The sequence below is a fragment of the Phenylobacterium sp. genome (genome assembly GCF_016124325.1).
Lineage (GTDB): Bacteria > Pseudomonadota > Alphaproteobacteria > Caulobacterales > Caulobacteraceae > Phenylobacterium.
On the sequence record NZ_WGNY01000001.1, the window covers coordinates 1 to 16,986 of the forward strand.

At 66.3% G+C, this 16,986-nt stretch carries 18 protein-coding genes; 8 read left to right on the forward strand and 10 right to left on the reverse strand.

Going from position 1 to position 16,986, the window contains the following annotated elements; all coding sequences use genetic code 11:
• The first annotated feature begins 168 nt into the window (after positions 1 to 168).
• The 3 genes from GC203_RS00005 to GC203_RS00015 are packed head-to-tail and all read left to right on the forward strand — an operon-like array spanning position 169 to position 2,176.
• Positions 169 to 795, forward strand: coding sequence for a hypothetical protein (locus tag GC203_RS00005; RefSeq protein ID WP_293450031.1), 627 nt, complete (start codon positions 169 to 171; stop codon positions 793 to 795).
• A 14-nt stretch (positions 796 to 809) separates the two neighbouring features.
• Positions 810 to 1,019 (forward strand): hypothetical protein, encoded by a 210-nt coding sequence (locus GC203_RS00010; protein ID WP_293450033.1) that lies wholly within the window; start codon positions 810 to 812, stop codon positions 1,017 to 1,019.
• Positions 1,016 to 2,176 (forward strand): hypothetical protein, encoded by a 1,161-nt coding sequence (locus GC203_RS00015; protein WP_293450035.1) that lies wholly within the window; start codon positions 1,016 to 1,018, stop codon positions 2,174 to 2,176. Before GC203_RS00010 ends, GC203_RS00015 begins: the two co-directional genes overlap by 4 nt.
• On the opposite strand, the gene GC203_RS00020 is transcribed toward GC203_RS00015, so the two are convergent.
• Positions 2,173 to 3,468, reverse strand: coding sequence for an abortive infection family protein (locus tag GC203_RS00020; RefSeq protein WP_293450037.1), 1,296 nt, complete (start codon positions 3,466 to 3,468; stop codon positions 2,173 to 2,175). The genes GC203_RS00015 and GC203_RS00020 overlap by 4 nt on opposite strands.
• A gap of 147 nt (positions 3,469 to 3,615) precedes the next feature.
• On the opposite strand from GC203_RS00020, the gene GC203_RS00025 reads away from it, so the two are divergent.
• Entirely contained in the window at positions 3,616 to 4,587 is a 972-nt protein-coding gene (locus GC203_RS00025) for a toll/interleukin-1 receptor domain-containing protein (RefSeq protein ID WP_293450039.1), read from the forward strand.
• The gene (locus GC203_RS00030; protein ID WP_293450041.1) at positions 4,588 to 4,728 is read left to right on the forward strand and encodes a hypothetical protein; all 141 of its coding nucleotides are present in this window, start codon (positions 4,588 to 4,590) and stop codon (positions 4,726 to 4,728) included.
• 52 nt (positions 4,729 to 4,780) lie between these two features.
• On the opposite strand, the gene GC203_RS00035 is transcribed toward GC203_RS00030, so the two are convergent.
• Positions 4,781 to 5,485 (reverse strand): helix-turn-helix transcriptional regulator, encoded by a 705-nt coding sequence (locus GC203_RS00035; protein WP_293450043.1) that lies wholly within the window; start codon positions 5,483 to 5,485, stop codon positions 4,781 to 4,783.
• A gap of 142 nt (positions 5,486 to 5,627) precedes the next feature.
• Here GC203_RS00035 and GC203_RS00040 point away from each other — a divergent pair, with 142 nt between their 5' ends.
• Entirely contained in the window at positions 5,628 to 6,824 is a 1,197-nt protein-coding gene (locus GC203_RS00040; protein ID WP_293450044.1) for a DUF3644 domain-containing protein, read from the forward strand.
• Positions 6,825 to 6,993: 169 nt separating this feature from the next.
• Here GC203_RS00040 and GC203_RS00045 read toward each other — a convergent pair whose 3' ends face one another.
• The 8 genes from GC203_RS00045 to GC203_RS00080 form a co-directional block, all read right to left on the reverse strand.
• Positions 6,994 to 7,395, reverse strand: coding sequence for a copper-binding protein (locus GC203_RS00045; protein WP_293450046.1), 402 nt, complete (start codon positions 7,393 to 7,395; stop codon positions 6,994 to 6,996).
• The gene (locus GC203_RS00050) at positions 7,392 to 10,550 is read right to left on the reverse strand and encodes an efflux RND transporter permease subunit (RefSeq protein WP_293450048.1); all 3,159 of its coding nucleotides are present in this window, start codon (positions 10,548 to 10,550) and stop codon (positions 7,392 to 7,394) included. Before GC203_RS00050 ends, GC203_RS00045 begins: the two co-directional genes overlap by 4 nt.
• Positions 10,547 to 12,028, reverse strand: a complete 1,482-nt coding sequence (locus GC203_RS00055) for an efflux RND transporter periplasmic adaptor subunit (RefSeq protein WP_293450050.1) — start codon at positions 12,026 to 12,028, stop codon at positions 10,547 to 10,549. Before GC203_RS00055 ends, GC203_RS00050 begins: the two co-directional genes overlap by 4 nt.
• Complete coding sequence (locus tag GC203_RS00060; protein ID WP_293450052.1) at positions 12,025 to 13,260, reverse strand: TolC family protein; 1,236 nt, start codon at positions 13,258 to 13,260, stop codon at positions 12,025 to 12,027. Before GC203_RS00060 ends, GC203_RS00055 begins: the two co-directional genes overlap by 4 nt.
• A gap of 75 nt (positions 13,261 to 13,335) precedes the next feature.
• Complete coding sequence (locus GC203_RS00065; RefSeq protein WP_293450054.1) at positions 13,336 to 13,707, reverse strand: hypothetical protein; 372 nt, start codon at positions 13,705 to 13,707, stop codon at positions 13,336 to 13,338.
• A gap of 63 nt (positions 13,708 to 13,770) precedes the next feature.
• Positions 13,771 to 14,226 (reverse strand): MerR family DNA-binding protein, encoded by a 456-nt coding sequence (locus GC203_RS00070; protein ID WP_366501216.1) that lies wholly within the window; start codon positions 14,224 to 14,226, stop codon positions 13,771 to 13,773.
• A gap of 269 nt (positions 14,227 to 14,495) precedes the next feature.
• On the reverse strand, positions 14,496 to 15,110 hold the full coding sequence (locus tag GC203_RS00075; protein ID WP_293450056.1) for a pyridoxamine 5'-phosphate oxidase family protein: 615 nt from the start codon (positions 15,108 to 15,110) through the stop codon (positions 14,496 to 14,498).
• Positions 15,111 to 15,175: 65 nt separating this feature from the next.
• On the reverse strand, positions 15,176 to 15,553 hold the full coding sequence (locus GC203_RS00080) for a DsrE family protein (RefSeq protein WP_293450058.1): 378 nt from the start codon (positions 15,551 to 15,553) through the stop codon (positions 15,176 to 15,178).
• Between the two features lie 121 nt (positions 15,554 to 15,674).
• Between GC203_RS00080 and GC203_RS00085 the strand changes: the two genes are divergently transcribed.
• Positions 15,675 to 16,256 carry a TetR/AcrR family transcriptional regulator gene (locus GC203_RS00085; RefSeq protein ID WP_293450060.1) on the forward strand — a complete coding sequence of 194 codons (582 nt, stop codon included), beginning with the start codon at positions 15,675 to 15,677 and terminating at the stop codon, positions 16,254 to 16,256.
• A complete protein-coding gene (locus tag GC203_RS00090) occupies positions 16,253 to 16,897 on the forward strand; it encodes a glutathione S-transferase family protein (RefSeq protein WP_293450062.1) in 645 nt (214 codons plus the stop codon). Before GC203_RS00085 ends, GC203_RS00090 begins: the two co-directional genes overlap by 4 nt.
• Positions 16,898 to 16,986 lie beyond the last annotated feature (89 nt).

Sequence of the window (16,986 nt, forward strand, 5' to 3'; positions counted from 1 at the left end):
CCTCCGCCGTCGGGCTTCCGGCCTCCTGCTCTCGCAGCACGCCGATGATCTGCGCCTCGCTGAACCTGCTCTTCTTCACGTCCGTCTCCTCTAAGTGACGGACTCTCACTCAAACCGAGGGATCAGGAAGGGGGCAGGTCAAAAAACACGCCGCTTTCACGCGCTGAGGTGGCGTCGCTTTTTGTCGGGCTGGAGGCTTATGAGCATGATGTGGCGCGTCGACTCGCTGAAGAGGAGGCTCGCCTAGCCGCGCGCAATCTCATGCAAGCTGGCGGCCCTTCGCTGCACGTTGGGATCGTGCCGAGGGAGTTTTACGAGCGCGGGCGGGCGATGTTCTCGCCGTGCGGCAACAGACCTAAGTCCATTTCCCTTTTTCACGACCGGAGGGGCGCCGTGTTCCGGGGTTGTGATGGGGGCTATGAGGCGACGGAGATTGATTTCCACGAGAAGGTGATCTCGCGCACCTTCGTGGGCCACGATTGGTTCGTCCACGCTCACGTCGCGCACGCGTTCACCGCTGATGCCTCTGGGCGGGTGCGGCTGCACGAGTTCAAATCCGATTTGACGACGTTTCTGGCTGACCTGGACGAGTTCCTGACCGAGGAGGGTCTTCGAGGCCCATTTTGCGTAGCCCTGGCCGTTCGGAACCTTCGCAGGTCTGAGAAGGTAGCCTGGGTCTTCCCCGCTGCCGAGGCGGTGGAGCTTCCACGCGGCGCGCTAGTGGAGCGTGTTGCAGCGCCAACCCTGATTGATACTTTTCATGGCCAACTGCTCGGGGCCTCGCGTTACGGATAAGCAGAAGGCTTCGTATGCCGATCTCCTCCACAAGATGGCAGGGCTATTGCTGCGTCTTCGCCGACCATGCGGGCCTTGCCCGCCTTGCGGCTAAGTACGGCGCGACCTCGTACACCATACATTTTGACGTCGCCCCGGACGGAGACGGCGGCGAATTCAACTTTTCCCAGATGGTATTTGGGCCTTGGCCGCAGAAGCAAAAGTGGCGGCGCGATCCGCAATGACGTTCGACCTCGAAAAGGCGCGTGCCGCGGCGGCGCGCGCGATCATCCCGCTCAAGCCTGCCGGTCGTGACACCACAGCGGCGCAGAACTTCCTGTTCTCGGCGAAGCGCGAGGTGCGAGCGGACGCCCTACCGCCTTACTACCTGGTCCGTTTCCTGCTGATCGACCTACTGGGATTCCGCAACCTGGGGCGGTTCGAGAAGGTCGATTGGTCTGTGCCGGTGGAGTTCAAGGGTAGGGCCTTCCTGATCGAACACCGAAAATTCGGTCTGGGCGTCTTCATTGGAGGCGCGCCCGACGACCCGGACGACGCTCGCGAGATCGCCCGCCTGATCCATCGTGGCGTCAAGGCGGCGGCGCCCTACTTCACCTGGCTGGCCGAAGAGGCAGCGAAGGCCTCGGCACTGAATGTCGTCAACCGGGCGCGGACGCTCTTCGAGCGATTCGAGTTCTTCGCCGGCCTCTACGACGCCCGCGTCACGGAGGCCGAACGCCGCAAGGATGAAAGCATTCGCACCGATCTTGGGCCGACCGCATGGACGGTCAGCTGGCCATCGTTCGACCTCCGCAAGGAAGGGGATCACTACGCGATCTCGACCATTGAGAGCTTCTTCAGTTGGACCGAGCACGTCTTCATCTTGATCGCGATCCTGCGTGGAACCCACGTCACCGGCGAGGATGTCAGGCAGTTGGCCCAAGCAAACTGGGACACGAAGTTCAAGGCCGCGCTGGACATCGTTGATCCCAAGACCAAGGCGTTCTTCGACGATCTGGTTCAGGTCCGCCGGCAGGTCCGCAACTTTGTCGCCCATGGCTCCTTCGGTAAGGAAGGCGAGGCGTTCCAAATCCATTCCTCGGCGGGTGCCGTGCCGATGCGGATGTTGGATGAGCGGCGCGGAGCTCGCTTCAGGCTGGGCGCTGGCGCCGGCTACGCCGACGACAAAGCGATTCAGCTCCTTCGCGATTTCGTTGACCACCTTTGGGACGGCGACCGGGCGCCGGCCCGCATTTACATACAAGACTGGGAGCTTCCGTTGATCCTTACCTACGCCAAGGATGGGACCTACGCGCAGTGCATGACCTCGGTCGAGGAAATGGAGGCCTTCACCCACCACCTCTCCGAGGAGATGGACCGTCACGCAAATATGGATTTTTAGGCCCCCGACGTACTGGCGCCATCGGTCTGAGTGTCTTGGCTTTGCTCGGCGCCAAGGGGCCGACGGTTGTGCGTGTCGGTCACGAAATCGATGAAGGCGACGGCTGACGCGACCGCCAAGCGGGCGTGCCGCGGTTCGAGTCCGCGATGAGCGCCGTCCCTCCCATGGCCTGAGCCGTACATGCCCCGCAGTTCGGCGAGGTAGTGCGTCAGGCTTGAGAGGTTGCGCAGGATCAAGCGCACGGTGTCGGCGCCGCGCGCCTCGTCCGAGATGCCCTCTGGTACGAGCTTCAGCTCCTTCGCCAGGGCCTTGGTCAGTTCTGGCAGCCCGGCCGACGCCGACACCCCGACCCCGCGTTTCTGGAGGATCGACTTGCAGCAGCTTTCGACGAGATCCTTGGCCGTACCGATGGCAAGCGCCGGATCGCGATCCACGGCGTTCTCCAGCCGTTCGATTTCCTTCTGCATCCATCCGGCGTCAAGGGCGTCGGCCACGGTGCGCGCCCTAGACACCTCTCGGCCTCCAGACAGCCCGAGCGGCTTGGCGACATACCGGGGCCGACCAGCAATCTTCTCTTCCTCGACCAGATGCCAGCCTTCCGGACGCAGTTGGTCGTTGAATTGCTGGACGAGCCGTAAGGCCTCGTTCTTGTCCGGCCGCACGACGGGATGAACCATCTCGCAGAGGAAGCGGAGAAAGACATCAGATGGACCACCGAGCAGGTCGAAACGGCTGTCGCCGTAAATCCAGTCGTCGGGCCAATCCGGCGGGTTGTTGACGCGATGCTGCCAGATGTCGCCCGCCGCATCGTTAAAGCGCGTGTCGGTCGATGGGAGTTGGCGGAGATCGTAGATGCGCTCGAGGAACTCCACGTCCTCGAGCCGGCCGGCCCAAGCGACATTGTCGAGGCGAAGCCCGTCGATGATGTTGCGGCGGGCGCTCTGGGAAATCTGCCCTGTCGCGTCCCGCCAGTCCGGTCTCGGCGTGACCAGAGGTATGATCGAGGCGGAGTACCAGTTCGACGTTCGGCCGGCCAAAGCCGCTTCAAGACGCTTGGTGATCTGCTCTTCGATGCCGGCGCGGCGGTCGCCGAGCTGGGCATAGGTGGCTGGCGTGACCTTAAGGGAGACCGTCCAAATCGCCGTGGTGCCGTTCCAATTATCGACGCCGGTCTGCTCGACGCTTGTGGTCGCCGTGCGCAGCAATTCGGCCGCCGCCGTCATGCCGTCGGCCAGCAGCAGTTCGGCCGCTGTGGCCAAATAGGGCTCAAAATCTTCCGCCGGCTCCGCCATCTCATCGCTCTCTTGTCGAGGTGAAGCTATCGGTGGCGGCCCGCTCTGTCTCCGGCCATGTATGATCGAGCGCCTCGCGCCACTAACCGGTGCGGCGAGAGGCTATGGGGCGACAATTGATCCGCCCAAACGAGTGGAAGCTGCCTGATGAGACGTGTTCTGACTGTCGGCATCACCTACACAGGCGACGCGATCGATGGCGTCGAAATCGATAACCTCGGGCTCTGCCAGCCCGCTGTCGATCAGGCGCGCGCCGCGTTTCCGCTCTACGAATACGACACGATCATCATCAACCCGCAGAGCTACAGCCACTTCCTGTTCGGCGCGGCCGGGGAGTTCTCTGACGAGCCTTACGAGCTGGGAAAGCTCAAAAGCCAGAACGATCGTTACGACATCGACACCGCGTTTGACTCGGCCGACCGACAGAACGAGATGGATGCGGCCATCGCGTCCGGCGCCACCGTGGTCTGGTGCCTATCGGAACCGAAGCGAGCCAATTTCTACGGCTATCGCGAAACCCATCTGGGGTACGCCGCGCCCAAGGTGGCGGCGCTGGTGAAGCGCTCCGACCTGCTGGTCAAGAAGGGACGCAGGATGGGCGCGGTCGATCATGACAGCCCGTTCGTCCGATACTTCGATGTGCTGGCGCAGACCGGATGGACCCTTTGCCTCTCGGACCCCGAAGACGGCTACGCCTCCATCGCGTCCACGCCAGAGGGCTACAGCCTGGGCGGCCATGTCGTTCGGGGGCCGACCGTCGGATGGCTTTTAACCCCTCCAACCTCGCAAGAAGCCGCGAACCAGCTGGTCCGGGACAGTCTCGCGCTGGAAAAGGCCGATACGGCGCATGAAAAGTATCACGGCATCTTCCTGAGCCACACCGGCGTCGACAAACCCTTCGTGCGCCGCCTGCGGGACGATCTACTCGCCCACGGCGTACCGCGAGTTTGGCTGGACGAGGCGGAAATTCAGATCGGCGACTCGCTCATTGCCAAGATCGACGAGGGAATGAAGCTCAGCCGCTATATCGCGGTGGTGCTCTCGACCAAGTCGATCGACGCCCCATGGGTGAAAAAGGAACTCGACGTGGCGATGAACCGTGAGATCACCACCGGCTAGGTGGTAGTTCTGCCGCTCCTCTATGAACCATGTGAGCTGCCGGCGTTTCTACAGGGCAAGCTCTACGCCGACTTCTCGAAGCCAGAGGATTATGAAGCGGTGCTCGCGAAACTCCTGCGCCGCCTGCGCATCGCCACATGACCGACGAGCGCGCATCACATTGCGGCGACGCTGAGAGCCGCGAGCCTCGGGGTTAGTCGGTCTCGTCAAACTTCGGCACGTCCTTCTCCAACAGCTCCCAGCCGTCGGCGAGCGGGACGAGAGCGACGGACTGATTTTCGCTCTCGGCCATCGACCGGATCGACAGTAGGCCGAAGGTGAACAACAGCGGCGCGCCGGTTGCGAACCTGCGACGGGCTTGGTAGCGGCCGAGGTGGACGAGGTAGCCCGCTTGTTCCAACTCGCGGCAGCTTTCCACCAGACCGGCGGCGGCGCTCGCTTGGTCGCTCATGCTGATCTCATCCCAGACCTCGCTCCAATCGGTCACATTGTCGGTCAGGGCGGCGGCCATCGGCAGCGCCTCTTCGGCGACTTCACCGACGTCGAGGTTCCAGGCGTGCGTGCCGCCGAAGCCGTTCATGACGGCCTGCGCCGTTCGAACGATCGTCGTGCGGACGACAGCCGTCGTGCGCAGGGCCTTCAGCATTTCAGCCTTCTGGCGAGCTTCCTGGGCCGGGGTCGGCTTCACGAAATAGCCGCGCTCAATGGAAAGCCCGCGGCACAGGCTCCGCATCGTCTGTTCCGAAGGGCTGTGCCGCCCGCTCTCCAGCTTCTCGACCGTGCGGGTCGTCAGACCGCAGGCGTGAGCGACGTTTTCCTGCGTCAGGTTGTGGACGCGCCGGAGGAACTTCAGGCGGTCGGCGAAGAAAGTCAGGTCCAAGTCCATTTCGATGTTCATGAGAGGGCTCCACGTGTTTGCCAAGTGAGGCTCGCATGGTGGTCGTCGCCCCGGCCCCGAACCGGCCCCGAACGCAATGACGACAGATGCGGGTTCACTTCTCCGGCGAGGATCGCCACTCTCGCCGTGGGCGGGGACAAATATGGCCAGAGGCAAGCCGGGCAATTCACTGGAGAAGTGGGAGATCGCGCTGGTGAAGGCGATGCTCGCACGGGGCAACTATAACAACCAGGACATCCTGGCTTACTTCACCCGTCCGACCCGTTCGGTGAACCACCGTGTCATCAGCGAGATTCGGGACGAGACCAAGCACAAGGCGATCAAGCCGGCCTCTGAGGCCGCGCTCGATGATTTCCTCACCACGTGGCCCGACGTGGATCCCCAGACGGGCCTGAGCATCCGCGGAGACGAATTGCTCATCAAGGCTCAAGAAGCGATGATTGCGGCGGTTCACACATTTAACGGCGCAGGGCTCACCTTCAGGGCAGAGCTCTTCATCGTCACCTGCGTGATTGCCTGGACCTATCTCCTGCACGCTTGGTTTGGCCGTGAGGGGATCGACTATCGCTACAAGGATGCCAATGGCGCGGTGAAGACGACGAAGCAGGGCGCCGAGCAATACTGGGAGCTTGGGAAATGTCTCCGCCATGAGCGATGCCCGATCGGGAAAGCGGCAACCCAGAACCTCGAGTTCCTGCTAGAGCTACGCCACGAGATCGAGCACCGCTCCACTAACCGCATCGACGACGCCGTCAGCGCCAAGCTCCAAGCGTGCTGCATCAACTTCAATGACGCGATCAAAAGTCTCTTCGGCGCGCAGTATGGCTTAGAGCGCCGGCTCCCCATTGCTCTGCAGTTCGTGACGTTCGGCTCCGACCAGCGGGCGCTTCTCAAGCGAGCGAGCGCGCTGCCGCCTCACATCGAAGCGATGATGGATGAGTTTCATGCTCACCTCTCAGCAGAAGAGCAGGCCGACCCAGCCTTCGCCCACCGCGTCGCGTTCATCCCGAAGGTCGGTGGACGCGCCTCAAGCTCGGATGAGGCGGTCCAGTTCGTGAAACCCGACTCCGCCGAGGGCATCGAGATCACGCGCGTCCTGCTCAAGGACGTCGACAAACGCCGCTACACGCCCACACAGATCGTCGAGATCATGCAGGCCGAGGGCTTTCCGAAGTTCAAGCTTCAGAACCACACCGAACTTTGGCAGGCGCTTGAAGCCAGAGCCCCAGCCAAGGGCTTCGGCAAGGCTGGGCTCTATAGGAACACCTGGGAGTGGTTTGACTCATGGGTTGCTCGCGTTCGTGCTCACTGCCAGGAGAACGCTGCGCGATACGCCTAGCTCACATATCGCTCTGGCTTCCTACACAGCTCCCGCACAGGCATTTTACGATTGATTTTCCCAAGCAAAAACAGTAGGGTAATCAGGTCTGATCTCCCGCAAGGCGAGAGGAGATCTGAGGCCGTAGGAAGCCTCACGCCCCGAAGGAGAGCGCGAGGCTTCGACCGTACTACGGCTTGCGGATCGCAGTGATCTCGCCGGCGCCGCCTTCCATCTTCAGGTCGAAGTCGACCGTCTCGCCGGTCTTCACCTGGCCAACGATCGTCGGGCTCACCTTGAACGCCATGGTCATGGCCGGCCAGTTGGCTTCAGGGATCGGGCCGTGATCCAGGGTGATGGTCCCGGCCTTGAGATCGATCGCGGTCACTGTCCCCGTGCCCTTGGCCATCTTGGAATCGGCGGACATGCCCATAGCCGCCATGTTGGCCGCCGGCTCCGTTGGGGCTGTGCTTGCGGCTGGGACCGCTGCGGGGGCCGCCGCAGCCTCGGTCTTGGCGGGCTCCTTCTGACCGCAGGCGGTGAGCAAGGCGGCGAGGCTGAGGGCGGCGGTGGTCAGGACGAGGCGCTTCATTTGGGGGCTCCTTGTGTTGAAGCGGTGCGGGAAGGCTTCATGGGCCATCGGCGGCGGAGCAGCAGATAGCCCGCCGGGATGACCAGCATGGAGAGCAGTGGAGCGGTCAGCATCCCGCCGATCATCGGCGCGGCGATGCGGCTCATCACCTCCGAGCCGGCCCCGTGTCCGACCAGGATGGGGGCGAGGCCCGCCAGGATGACGGCGACGGTCATGGCCTTGGGGCGCACCCGAAGGAGGGCGCCTTCGCGGACTGCCGCGTCGAGATCGACACGGCTGGGATTGGGGCCGCGTTCGGCCAGGGCGTGCTTGAGGTACATCAGCATCACCACTCCGAACTCGGCCGAGACGCCGGCGAGCGCAATGAACCCGACGCCCGTGGCGACGGACTGGTGGTAGCCGAGCAAGTAGAGCGCCCAGATGCCGCCCGTCAGCGCGAAGGGCAGCGTCGCCATGATCAGGGCGGCCTCGTCCAGTCGCCCGAAGGTCAGGTAGAGCAGCAGGAAGATGATCGCGAGCGTCGCCGGGACGACCAACCTCAGCCGCTCGGCGGCGCGCTGCAGGTATTCGAACTGGCCGGAATAGGCGACGGAGACTCCCGGCGGCAACTTCACCTCCTTGGCCACCGCCCGTCGTAGGTCGGTGACCACTGAGTTGAGGTCGCGGCCTCGTACGTCGACATAGACCCAGATCGAAGGCCGGGCGTTCTCGGTCTTCAGCATCGGCGGGCCGTCGACGATCTCGACGTTGGTCACCGTGCCCAGAGTGATCTGCTGGCCCGAGGGGGTCAGGATCGGCAGCGTCCGCAGGCCTTGCAGGCTGTCCCGCAGCTCGCGGGGATAGCGGACGCTGATCGGGTAGCGGGCGACGCCTTGGATTGTCTCGCCGATTGTCTCGCCGCCAATAGCGCCCGAGACAATCTCCTGCACGTCGGCGATGTTGAGCCCGTAGCGGCCGGCCGTGGCGCGGTCGATGGCGACGTCCACATAGCGCCCGCCGGTCAGCCGTTCGGCGAGCGCCGAGCTGACGCCGGGCGTCGTCTTCGCCACCACCTCGACCTGGGCCGCCACCCGGTCGAGCTGGGCGAGGTCGGTTCCCGAGACCTTCACCCCGATCGGACTCTTGATACCGGTGGCCAGCATGTCGATGCGGTTGCGGATCGGCGGGACCCAGACGTTGGCGAGGCCCGGGACCTTCACCGTGCGGTCCAGTTCATCGACGAGCTTCTCCGGCGTCATGCCCGGCCGCCACTGATCGCGCGGCTTGAATTGGATAGTGGTCTCGAACATCTCCAGCGGCGCGGGGTCGGTGGCGGTCTCGGCGCGGCCAGCCTTGCCGAACACCGCCTTGACCTCCGGCACCGTGCGGATCAGCCGGTCGGTCTGCTGCAGCAGTTCCGAGGCCTTGGCCGCCGATATCCCCGGCAGGGCCGAAGGCATGTAGAGCAGGTCGCCTTCGTCCATCGGCGGGATGAACTCGCCGCCCACGCGGCTGAGCGGCCAGGCGGTGGTGGCGAAGGCGACAAGGGCGATAACCAGCACAGCGCCGGGCTTTCGCAGCACCCAGTCGATGGCCGGGCGATAGGCCGCGGTCAGCCAGCGATTCACCGGGTTGGCGTCCTCGGCCGGGATGCGGCCACGGATGAAGTAGCCCATCAGCACCGGGACCAGGGTCACCGACAGGATCGCCGCGCCCGCCATGGCGTAGCTCTTGGTGAAGGCCAGCGGCGAGAACAGCCTGCCCTCCTGGGCCTGCAGGGCGAACACCGGCACGAACGACAGGGTGATGATCACCAGGCTGAGGAACAGGGCCGGGCCGACCTCAGCGGCGGCCTCGGTGACCACGCGCCAGCGTGTGTCGTTGTTGATGACCTGGCCGGGATGCACATTCTCCCAGCGCTCCAGCCGCTTGTGGGCGTTCTCGATCATCACCACGGCGGCGTCGACCATGGCGCCGATGGCGATGGCGATGCCGCCCAACGACATGATGTTGGCGTTCACGCCCTGCATCCGCATGACGATGAAGGCGAACAGCACTCCCAGTGGCAGCGTCAGGATGGCGACCAGGGCCGAGCGGCCGTGCCAGAGGAACAAGCCGCAGACCAGGGCGACGACGATGAACTCCTCGATCAGCTTCTGCGTCAGGTTGGAGATCGCCCGGTCGATCAGCTGAGAACGGTCATAGGTGGTGACCATCTCGACGCCGGCCGGCAGACTGCGCTTCAGCTCCTCGACCTTGATCTTCACCGCCGCCAACGTCTCGCGAGCGTTCTTGCCCGAGCGCAGGATCAACACCCCGCCAGCGACCTCGCCTTCGCCGTTCAGTTCGGCGACGCCCCGGCGCATCTCCGGGCCGAGCTGGATCGTCGCCACGTCGCCCAGTTGCACGGGCACGCCGCTGGTCGCCGTGCGCAGCGGGATGGCGCGGAAGTCGTCGAGGCTCTCCAGGTAGCCCGAGGCGCGGACCATGTACTCGGCCTCGCCCAGCTCCAGCACCGAGCCGCCGGCCTCCTGGTTGGCGCGGCGGATCGCCCCGACGGCCTGGCTATGGGTGACGCCGTAGGCAGTGAGCTTGGTGGGATCGAGCACCACTTGGTACTGGCGCACCATGCCGCCGATGCTGGCGACCTCGGCGACGCCCGGTACGGTCTTTAGCTCGTAGCGCAGAAACCAGTCCTGCAAGGACCGCAGCTGCGACAGGTCATGGCGGCCGGAACGATCAATCAGGGCGTACTCATAAATCCAGCCCACGCCGGTGGCGTCGGGGCCCAGCGACGGCTTAGCTGACGCCGGCAGCCGGCCCTGCGCCTGGTTGAGGTATTCCAGCACCCGCGAGCGGGCCCAGTAGAGGTCGGTCCCGTCCTCGAACAGCACATAGACGAAGCTGTCGCCGAAGAACGAATAGCCGCGGACGGTCTTCGTGCCCGGCACCGACAGCATGGTGGTGGTCAGCGGATAGGTGACCTGGTTCTCGACGATCTGGGGGGCCTGGCCGGGATAGGTCGTGCGGATCACCACCTGCACGTCGGAGAGGTCCGGCAGGGCGTCCACGGGCGTGGAGCGCACCGCCCAGAGGCCGGCGACCAACAGGGCGACGGCCGCCAGAAGGACGAAGACGCGTCTCCGGACCGAGGCGTGGATCAGGGCGGTGATCATTGCGCCGCCCCGGTCTTGGTCATGCGTCGGATCGTGGGAACGCCGCCTGCCTGGTCGAAGGCGAAGGCCACGCGGTCGCCGACCTTGAAGCCTCGGGCGAGGCGCGGATCGGCCAGGGTGAAGGCCATGGTCATGGCTGGCCACTTGAGCGCCGGCACGGGTTCATGGCTGAGGGTCACCGAGCGGGCCTTGAGCTGCTCGATGCGGCCGGTCGACTGGTAGAGCGCCGGAGCCGCGGTGGCGGCCGGCGACTGAGTGGCGATCGGCCGGGCCTGGACGCCCGACAGGCTGGCTTCGGAGTCGATCAGGAACTGGCCGGAGGCCACAACCTTCTCGCCTTCGTTGAGACCGGCCAGAACCTCGGTCTGACCACCGCTCTCGCGGCCGACCCGGACCTCGGCGGGCCGGAAACGCCCGCCGTCATGCGCCAACATCACCAGGGTCCGCCGACCGGTGCGGATGACGGCTTCAGAAGGGACCAGCAGCGCCGGCGTCGCGCCTCCGCTGAACCGGACCTCGCCGTACATGCCTGGGCGCAGACGGCCGTTCCGATTCGGAAGCTCGACGCGGGCGGTGAGCGTGCGGCTATCTGCCGCCGCCTCTGGCAGGATGGTCGACAACCGGCCCGGGAAGATCTCGCCGGGATAGGCGGGCAGGGTGACCGTGACCGGCTGGCCGGGACGGACTTGGCCGGCCAGGGCCTCGGGGATGGCGGCGTTCAGCCAGACAGTCCCGAGCCCGCTGATCTCGGCCAGGGTCTGGCCCTTGGCGATGCTCATGCCGGCGCGAACGCCGAGGGTGCGGATCACCCCGCCCGTGGGCGTCGTGATGGTGATGGTCGTCTGCGGCCGGCCGCTGTGTTCGACCGCGGCGATGAGGCCGGGCGACATGCCGAGCAGGGTCAGGCGCTGGCGGGCCGCCTGGGTCAGTCTGGCGTCGCCGGTGCGGCGAACGGCCAGATACTCGCCCTGGGCGCCGCCCCACTCGGGAACCAGCAGGTCGGCCAGCGGCGCACCGGCGGCGATGACGTCGCCAGGCGCGCGGGCATGGACTCGCTGCACGAAGCCGGCGGCGCGGGCCTGGACGATGGCCAGGTCGCGCTGGTTGAAATCGATGACGCCAGGGGCGGTCAGTTCGCTGGCGAGCGATCCGCGCTGCGCGGTCGCCAGCCGCACGCCCAGGTTCTGAACGCGGGCCGGGTCGATCTGAACACCGGCGCCGCCGACCGCCTCGTCGGCGTATTTGGGGACCAGCTGCATGTCCATGAACGGCGACTTGCCCGGCTTGTCGAAGCGTTGGGTCGGAACCATCGGGTCGTACCAGTAGAGGATCTGACGCCCTTCCGGCCCAGCGGCGGCCATGGTGGCTTCGGGATGGTTCGACAGGCGGGCGATGCCGAAGCCGGCGGCCCCGCCGACCGCGAGCAGGGCCGCCGCGGCGAAGGCCAGGCGCGCCCGAGTGTTGTTGAGCGCGCTCATGGCGTTTCGCTTCCATAGGTGAAATTGATGCGGACCGCGTCGCGGGTGACGGCGGCTTCGCGTTCCAGGGCGGTAAGACGGGCGTCCGCCAGTCCGGTGAACGCCTCCAACACCTCTGTCAGGCCCGCGCGGCCGGCGGCGTAGCTCGCGGTCTCCAGGTCCGCCTGCTGGCGGGCGGCGGGCAGGACCACGTCACGCGCTCGCATCCATTGATCGTGGTGCGCCACCTGGTCGGCCAGGTCGCTGTCCAGCGAAGCCGCCAGCGTCCGCCGGGCGGTGTCGCGTTCGGCGCGCACCCGGGCGGTGTCGGCGGTTCGGGCGGCGATCAGCGGGTCCTGGCGGCGGCCGGGGAACAGCGGCAGGCGGACGCTGACCCCGGCCGAGACCATGTCCCCGAACATCGGGTCGCGCCGGCCATAGCCGACCTCGAAGGCCCAGTCCGGCCGCCTGGCGGCACGGGCCAGGTCGACCTCGGCCTGCGCTTTGCGGCCAACGGACTGGTAGGCGAGCAGGGTCGAATGGCGCTCGAGCCCGGACCGAAGCGTCTCCGCGTCCAGGTGCAGGCCGGGGGGAGCTCCGCTGGTGCTAGGCGTCGGGTCGCCCGTCCAGCGGACAAGCTCGGCGCGGGCCTTGCCGACCATGGCTACGAGTTCGCTGCGCTGATCGTCTAGGCCCGCACGCAGGCGGACCGGCGCGAGGGCCATGGCCGGGCGGCTGGCGCCCGACGCGACGCCGGAGGGTGCGGCGTCCCACAGCGGCTGGAGATTGCGCAGCACTTCATCAAGCGCCGCGAGCCGCTGCTGGGCATAGTCGAGGTCGATCCAGGCCAGCGCCGCAGCGAGCCGCACATCGCGCTCGGCGATCTGCGCCTGGGCCTGCGCCAAGCCGATCTCCGCCTGGGCGGCGCTGACCTCGGCGCGGCGGCGAGCGCGATTGGGAACTTCCTGCATGACCCCGACCGTGGCCATGGTCATCTGGTCGGCTCCGAAGCGGCCGGCCATGGGACCGGAGATCGGATAGTTGTCGACGCCGACCTTCAACTGCGGATCGGGCAGGGAGCCTGCCGCGCGCGAGGCGGCGCGCGCGGCCTCCACCTGCAGGCCGGCGGCCTGCAGGCTGGGCGCATTGGCGCTGGCCCGCGCCAGGGCCTGGTCGAAGGTCAGCGGCTCGGCCTGGGCCGAGGTCGCCAGGACGACGGCCATCAGGCCGGGCGTCCAACGTAAAGGAGACATGGCTCCGAACTCCTGGGTGACGACGCAGACGCGTCATGACCGGCGCACTGGGTGCGCCGGCGGGTCAGCCGAAGGTCAGAGGAAGATGGGCGGTCGCAGCTCTCGATCGGGCGGCCGGGAGGGCGCGGTGCGGTCGCTGACGATGTCGTGCCGCGCGGCGCCTTGCGGGAGGTGGAGAACGGCGACGGTTGCGGCGGCCAGGGGCGGCGCCACCGTGGTGGCCTGGCAGAGGCCAGCCTGCACGCAGGAAGATTTCTGGGGCGCCTCGCCCTTGGCCGGCGCCTTGGCGTGATCGTCCATCGCCGTCGCGCTCGTCTGGGCGGGCGCCATCATCGGGCAGTCGGGCGGACAGGGATCACAGGCCGCCGCCGTGGCCACGGAGGGGCCTCCGGCGATCACCAGCATGATCGTCGCGACGAAGGCCAACAGGGCGGACCAGTTGCGCAAGCCACGTCTCCCAACGCCTCAGAAAATGGACCGGCCGAGCGACCGGCGCAAGGCACGGTCACGCTATGCCTGAAAGCCGAGTTGCGCGTGACCCTCGGGAATATGGTGCTGGCAGGCGGCGTGGTCGCTCAGGACGTCGATCACGCGGCAATCGGAGACCTTGCCGTGGCATGCCGCCTCGACCATTCGCCGGAGCTCGGCCTGCAGGGCCTGCAAGCTGGCGATCTTGCCGTCGACGGCCGCGAGCTGGTCGGCCGCCAGGGTATCGGCCTCGTCGCAAGGCCGCTCAGGCTCATCGGAAAGGGCCAACAGCGCCCGAACGGCTTCGACCGGAAAGCCAAGCTGACGGGCGTGCTTGATGAAGGTCAGCCGCCGCACACTCTCTTCGCCATAGATACGTCGGTTGCCTTCCAGATCATTCGTCAGGCTCGTGGGGAGTTGCGAACAGGCGCTGCGCCCGCACCGACCTTTACGATCTCGCCGCGAGCTCACGAGCGGGCTTGATGCCCGCTCGTTCACGGCTAAGAGACGATCTACACAGCGCCGGCACAGTCGATTTTAGGCCAAATTGATCAAGCAAAAACAGTAGGATAAATCAGCCTGACCTTTCGCAAAGGGGTAGGGGGTCGAGTTTTGAGCGGGCTCCTGTGCGCTGGTCTAGGCTTTGAGCGTATGCCCCGGCCCGACCATGCCGACCTAGCACCAGCTGTCCGCGCCCCGGTGCTGATGAGCGAGTTGTGGCGGGCGGGAGGCACAGGCCTTGCCCCAATCCCCCTGCGCCAGCGCGTTCAGCGCCCCTGCTGCAACCGCTCGATCTGCGCCTTGAGCTCGGTGATTTCCCGATCGCGCTCGGCCAGCATGGCGTCGACCTGGTCGGCGTCGATCTTGCGCGGGATATGTTGGGTGCAATTGGGGTCCCAGGCGGTGACCTTGAACAGCAGCACACGCTCAGGCGCCGCCGGGTAGTTCTCTGGCATGACCGCCTGGAGCAGGTCGGCGTCGTCATCGATCATCCGGGCCTCGCCCCAGATCTTGATGCGGCGGCGGCTGGCGTAGTCCATCAGGAAGATGAACGCCTTGCGGCTTTCGAGCAGGTTGCCCTGCGATATGAACTGCCGGTTGCCCCGGAAGTCGGCCATCGCCAGGGTGCGCTCGTCGATCGGCTTGAGGAAGCCGCGCGGTCCGCCACGATGCTGGATGTAGGGCTGCCCCTCCGCGTTCACGGTGGCGAGGTAGAAGCTGTCTTGCTGGGCGATGAACGCCGCCAGTTGGGGCGTGATGAGGTCGGGCCAGCCCCCGCGGGCCTCCATCTTGGCGTAGGTTTCGCGTGAGCCGTTGCGGACCTGAAGCTGCTTCACCGTATCGGTGAAGGCGATGTCGCTGGTCGGGTGTTGACGGTGCATTCTTTGGCCGCTCCAGAGGGAGGGGTCCGGCGTCCGCCCCGAGGGCCGGGCGCCGGACGGGAAGGTCAGAACGTGACCAGGCTGTAGCCCTGGTCGAGATAGCTCGAGACGTCGAGCACGCCCGGGGTCCCGGGAATGGCCTTCTCGTAGTCGAGCTTGAGGCCGGTCTTGCGCGCATCCTCCGTCGCACCGAAGACATCCGCACAGCCGCCGCAGACGCCGGCTATGACGTCCTTGACGGCTTCGTAGAGCCCGTGGGCCGGATGGTCGGCCTTGACGAGTTCGGCCGGCCAGCGCGTGCCCGCGCCCTGGAAGATGACGGCGACGTCCTGCTTCCGCTCCTGGAGTTCGTAGGCGAGGAACAGGGCGTTGAAGAGGCGACCAAGCGCTTCGTCGGATCCCGCCTTGGGATCGGAATAGATGATGATGGCGGTCTTGCTCATGGGAGTCTCCGGTTGCCGATACCGGTCATTGCCGAACGACCGGTAAAATTGAACTAGAGGCTCGACAGGTGGCGGTCAAGATAATAAACCGAACGTCCGGTAAAAATGGAGATCCGCCCTCATGGCCCGCAAGACGCTGATTGGCGAGGAGGCTCTGGTAGAGCGCCTGAGCGCGACGTTCCGCGACGTCGGATACGAGGGCGCCTCGCTCGCCCTGCTGTCGGAAGCCACCGGCCTCAAGAAGGCCAGCCTCTACCACCGCTTTCCGGGCGGCAAGGAGCAGATGGGGATGGAAGTCCTGCAGGACGCAGGACGCTGGCTGACCGCCCATGTGCTGGAGCCGCTCGCGGGCGAGGGCTCGCCGCGCGCGCGGATCGCGGCGATGACGCGGGAACTCGACGGTTTCTATCGCGGCGGCGAGCAGGCTTGCCTGCTCAATCTGCTCTCCTCGCCGATCGGCGGATCGGGCCCGTTCAAGGCGGCGATCCGCCAGATGTTCGAGGCCTTTGTCGATGCGCTCGCCGGCGTCGTCGCCGAGGCGGGTTTCCCCGCAAGCGTCGCCCGTGACCGGGCCGAGCGCGGCGTGGCGCTGATTCAGGGCAGCCTCGTGCTCGCACGCGGGCTGGGATCGACCGAACCCTTTCGCAAGGCGCTCGATGCGCTCCCCGGTGACATGCTCGCCGGCGCGGGAGAATGCGCGTGAAGCTCCACTACAGCCCCAAGTCAGGGCACTCCCATCGCGCGCGGCTGTTCCTTTCGCTGCTCGGCGTCCCGTTCGATCTGGTCGACGTCGATCTGGCGGCGCGACAGCACAAGAGCGCCGAGTTCCTGCGGATGAACGCCTTCGGGCAGGTTCCGGTGCTGGAGGACGACGGCGTGGCGATCGCCGATTCCAACGCGATCCTCGTCTATCTCGCCCGGAAGTTCGACCGCACGGACTGGTGTCCCGACGACGCCTTGGGCGGGGCGCGCGTGCAGCGTTGGCTGTCGGTCGCCGCTGGCCAGCTCGTCCAGGGACCGGCAAGCGCCAGGCTGGCGACCCTGTTCGGCGCGAAGATCGACGTCCCCGCCGCCGTCGGCCGCGCGCATGCCCTGCTCGCCGTGATGGAAGCGGAACTCGCCCAATCAGGTTGGCTGGCGGCCGAGCGCCCGACGATCGCGGACATCGCGCTCTACAGCTACGTGGCGCGGGCTCCCGAAGGCGATGTCGCCCTGGACGCCTATCCGCGCGTCCAGGCCTGGCTCAAGCGGATCGAGGCGCTTCCCGGATACGTCCCGTTCGTGATCCATCCGGTCGGCCTTTACGCGCCGGGCGCTCCGTTGGCCCATCTGGCGACGGCGTGACGCAAGCCGGATGCGACGCGCCTCTTCCTGCCGTCGCTGGTCCCGAGGCATGGAGATCGGGGGAGGGCGGAAGTGTAACCGAAGGCGCG

Excerpts from the sequence above, each read along its gene's own strand:
- GC203_RS00045 (WP_293450046.1), bottom strand. The coding sequence starts at position 7,395 with ATGAAGCGCCTCGTCCTGACCACCGCCGCCCTCAGCCTCGCCGCCTTG.
- GC203_RS00025 (WP_293450039.1), top strand. The coding sequence starts at position 3,616 with ATGAGACGTGTTCTGACTGTCGGCATCACCTACACAGGCGACGCGATC.
- GC203_RS00020 (WP_293450037.1), bottom strand. The coding sequence starts at position 3,468 with ATGGCGGAGCCGGCGGAAGATTTTGAGCCCTATTTGGCCACAGCGGCC.
- GC203_RS00075 (WP_293450056.1), bottom strand. The coding sequence starts at position 15,110 with ATGCACCGTCAACACCCGACCAGCGACATCGCCTTCACCGATACGGTG.
- GC203_RS00085 (WP_293450060.1), top strand. The coding sequence starts at position 15,675 with ATGGCCCGCAAGACGCTGATTGGCGAGGAGGCTCTGGTAGAGCGCCTG.
- GC203_RS00060 (WP_293450052.1), bottom strand. The coding sequence starts at position 13,260 with ATGTCTCCTTTACGTTGGACGCCCGGCCTGATGGCCGTCGTCCTGGCG.
- GC203_RS00035 (WP_293450043.1), bottom strand. The coding sequence starts at position 5,485 with ATGAACATCGAAATGGACTTGGACCTGACTTTCTTCGCCGACCGCCTG.
- GC203_RS00055 (WP_293450050.1), bottom strand. The coding sequence starts at position 12,028 with ATGAGCGCGCTCAACAACACTCGGGCGCGCCTGGCCTTCGCCGCGGCG.
- GC203_RS00080 (WP_293450058.1), bottom strand. The coding sequence starts at position 15,553 with ATGAGCAAGACCGCCATCATCATCTATTCCGATCCCAAGGCGGGATCC.
- GC203_RS00015 (WP_293450035.1), top strand. The coding sequence starts at position 1,016 with ATGACGTTCGACCTCGAAAAGGCGCGTGCCGCGGCGGCGCGCGCGATC.
- GC203_RS00010 (WP_293450033.1), top strand. The coding sequence starts at position 810 with ATGCCGATCTCCTCCACAAGATGGCAGGGCTATTGCTGCGTCTTCGCC.
- GC203_RS00040 (WP_293450044.1), top strand. The coding sequence starts at position 5,628 with ATGGCCAGAGGCAAGCCGGGCAATTCACTGGAGAAGTGGGAGATCGCG.
- GC203_RS00050 (WP_293450048.1), bottom strand. The coding sequence starts at position 10,550 with ATGATCACCGCCCTGATCCACGCCTCGGTCCGGAGACGCGTCTTCGTC.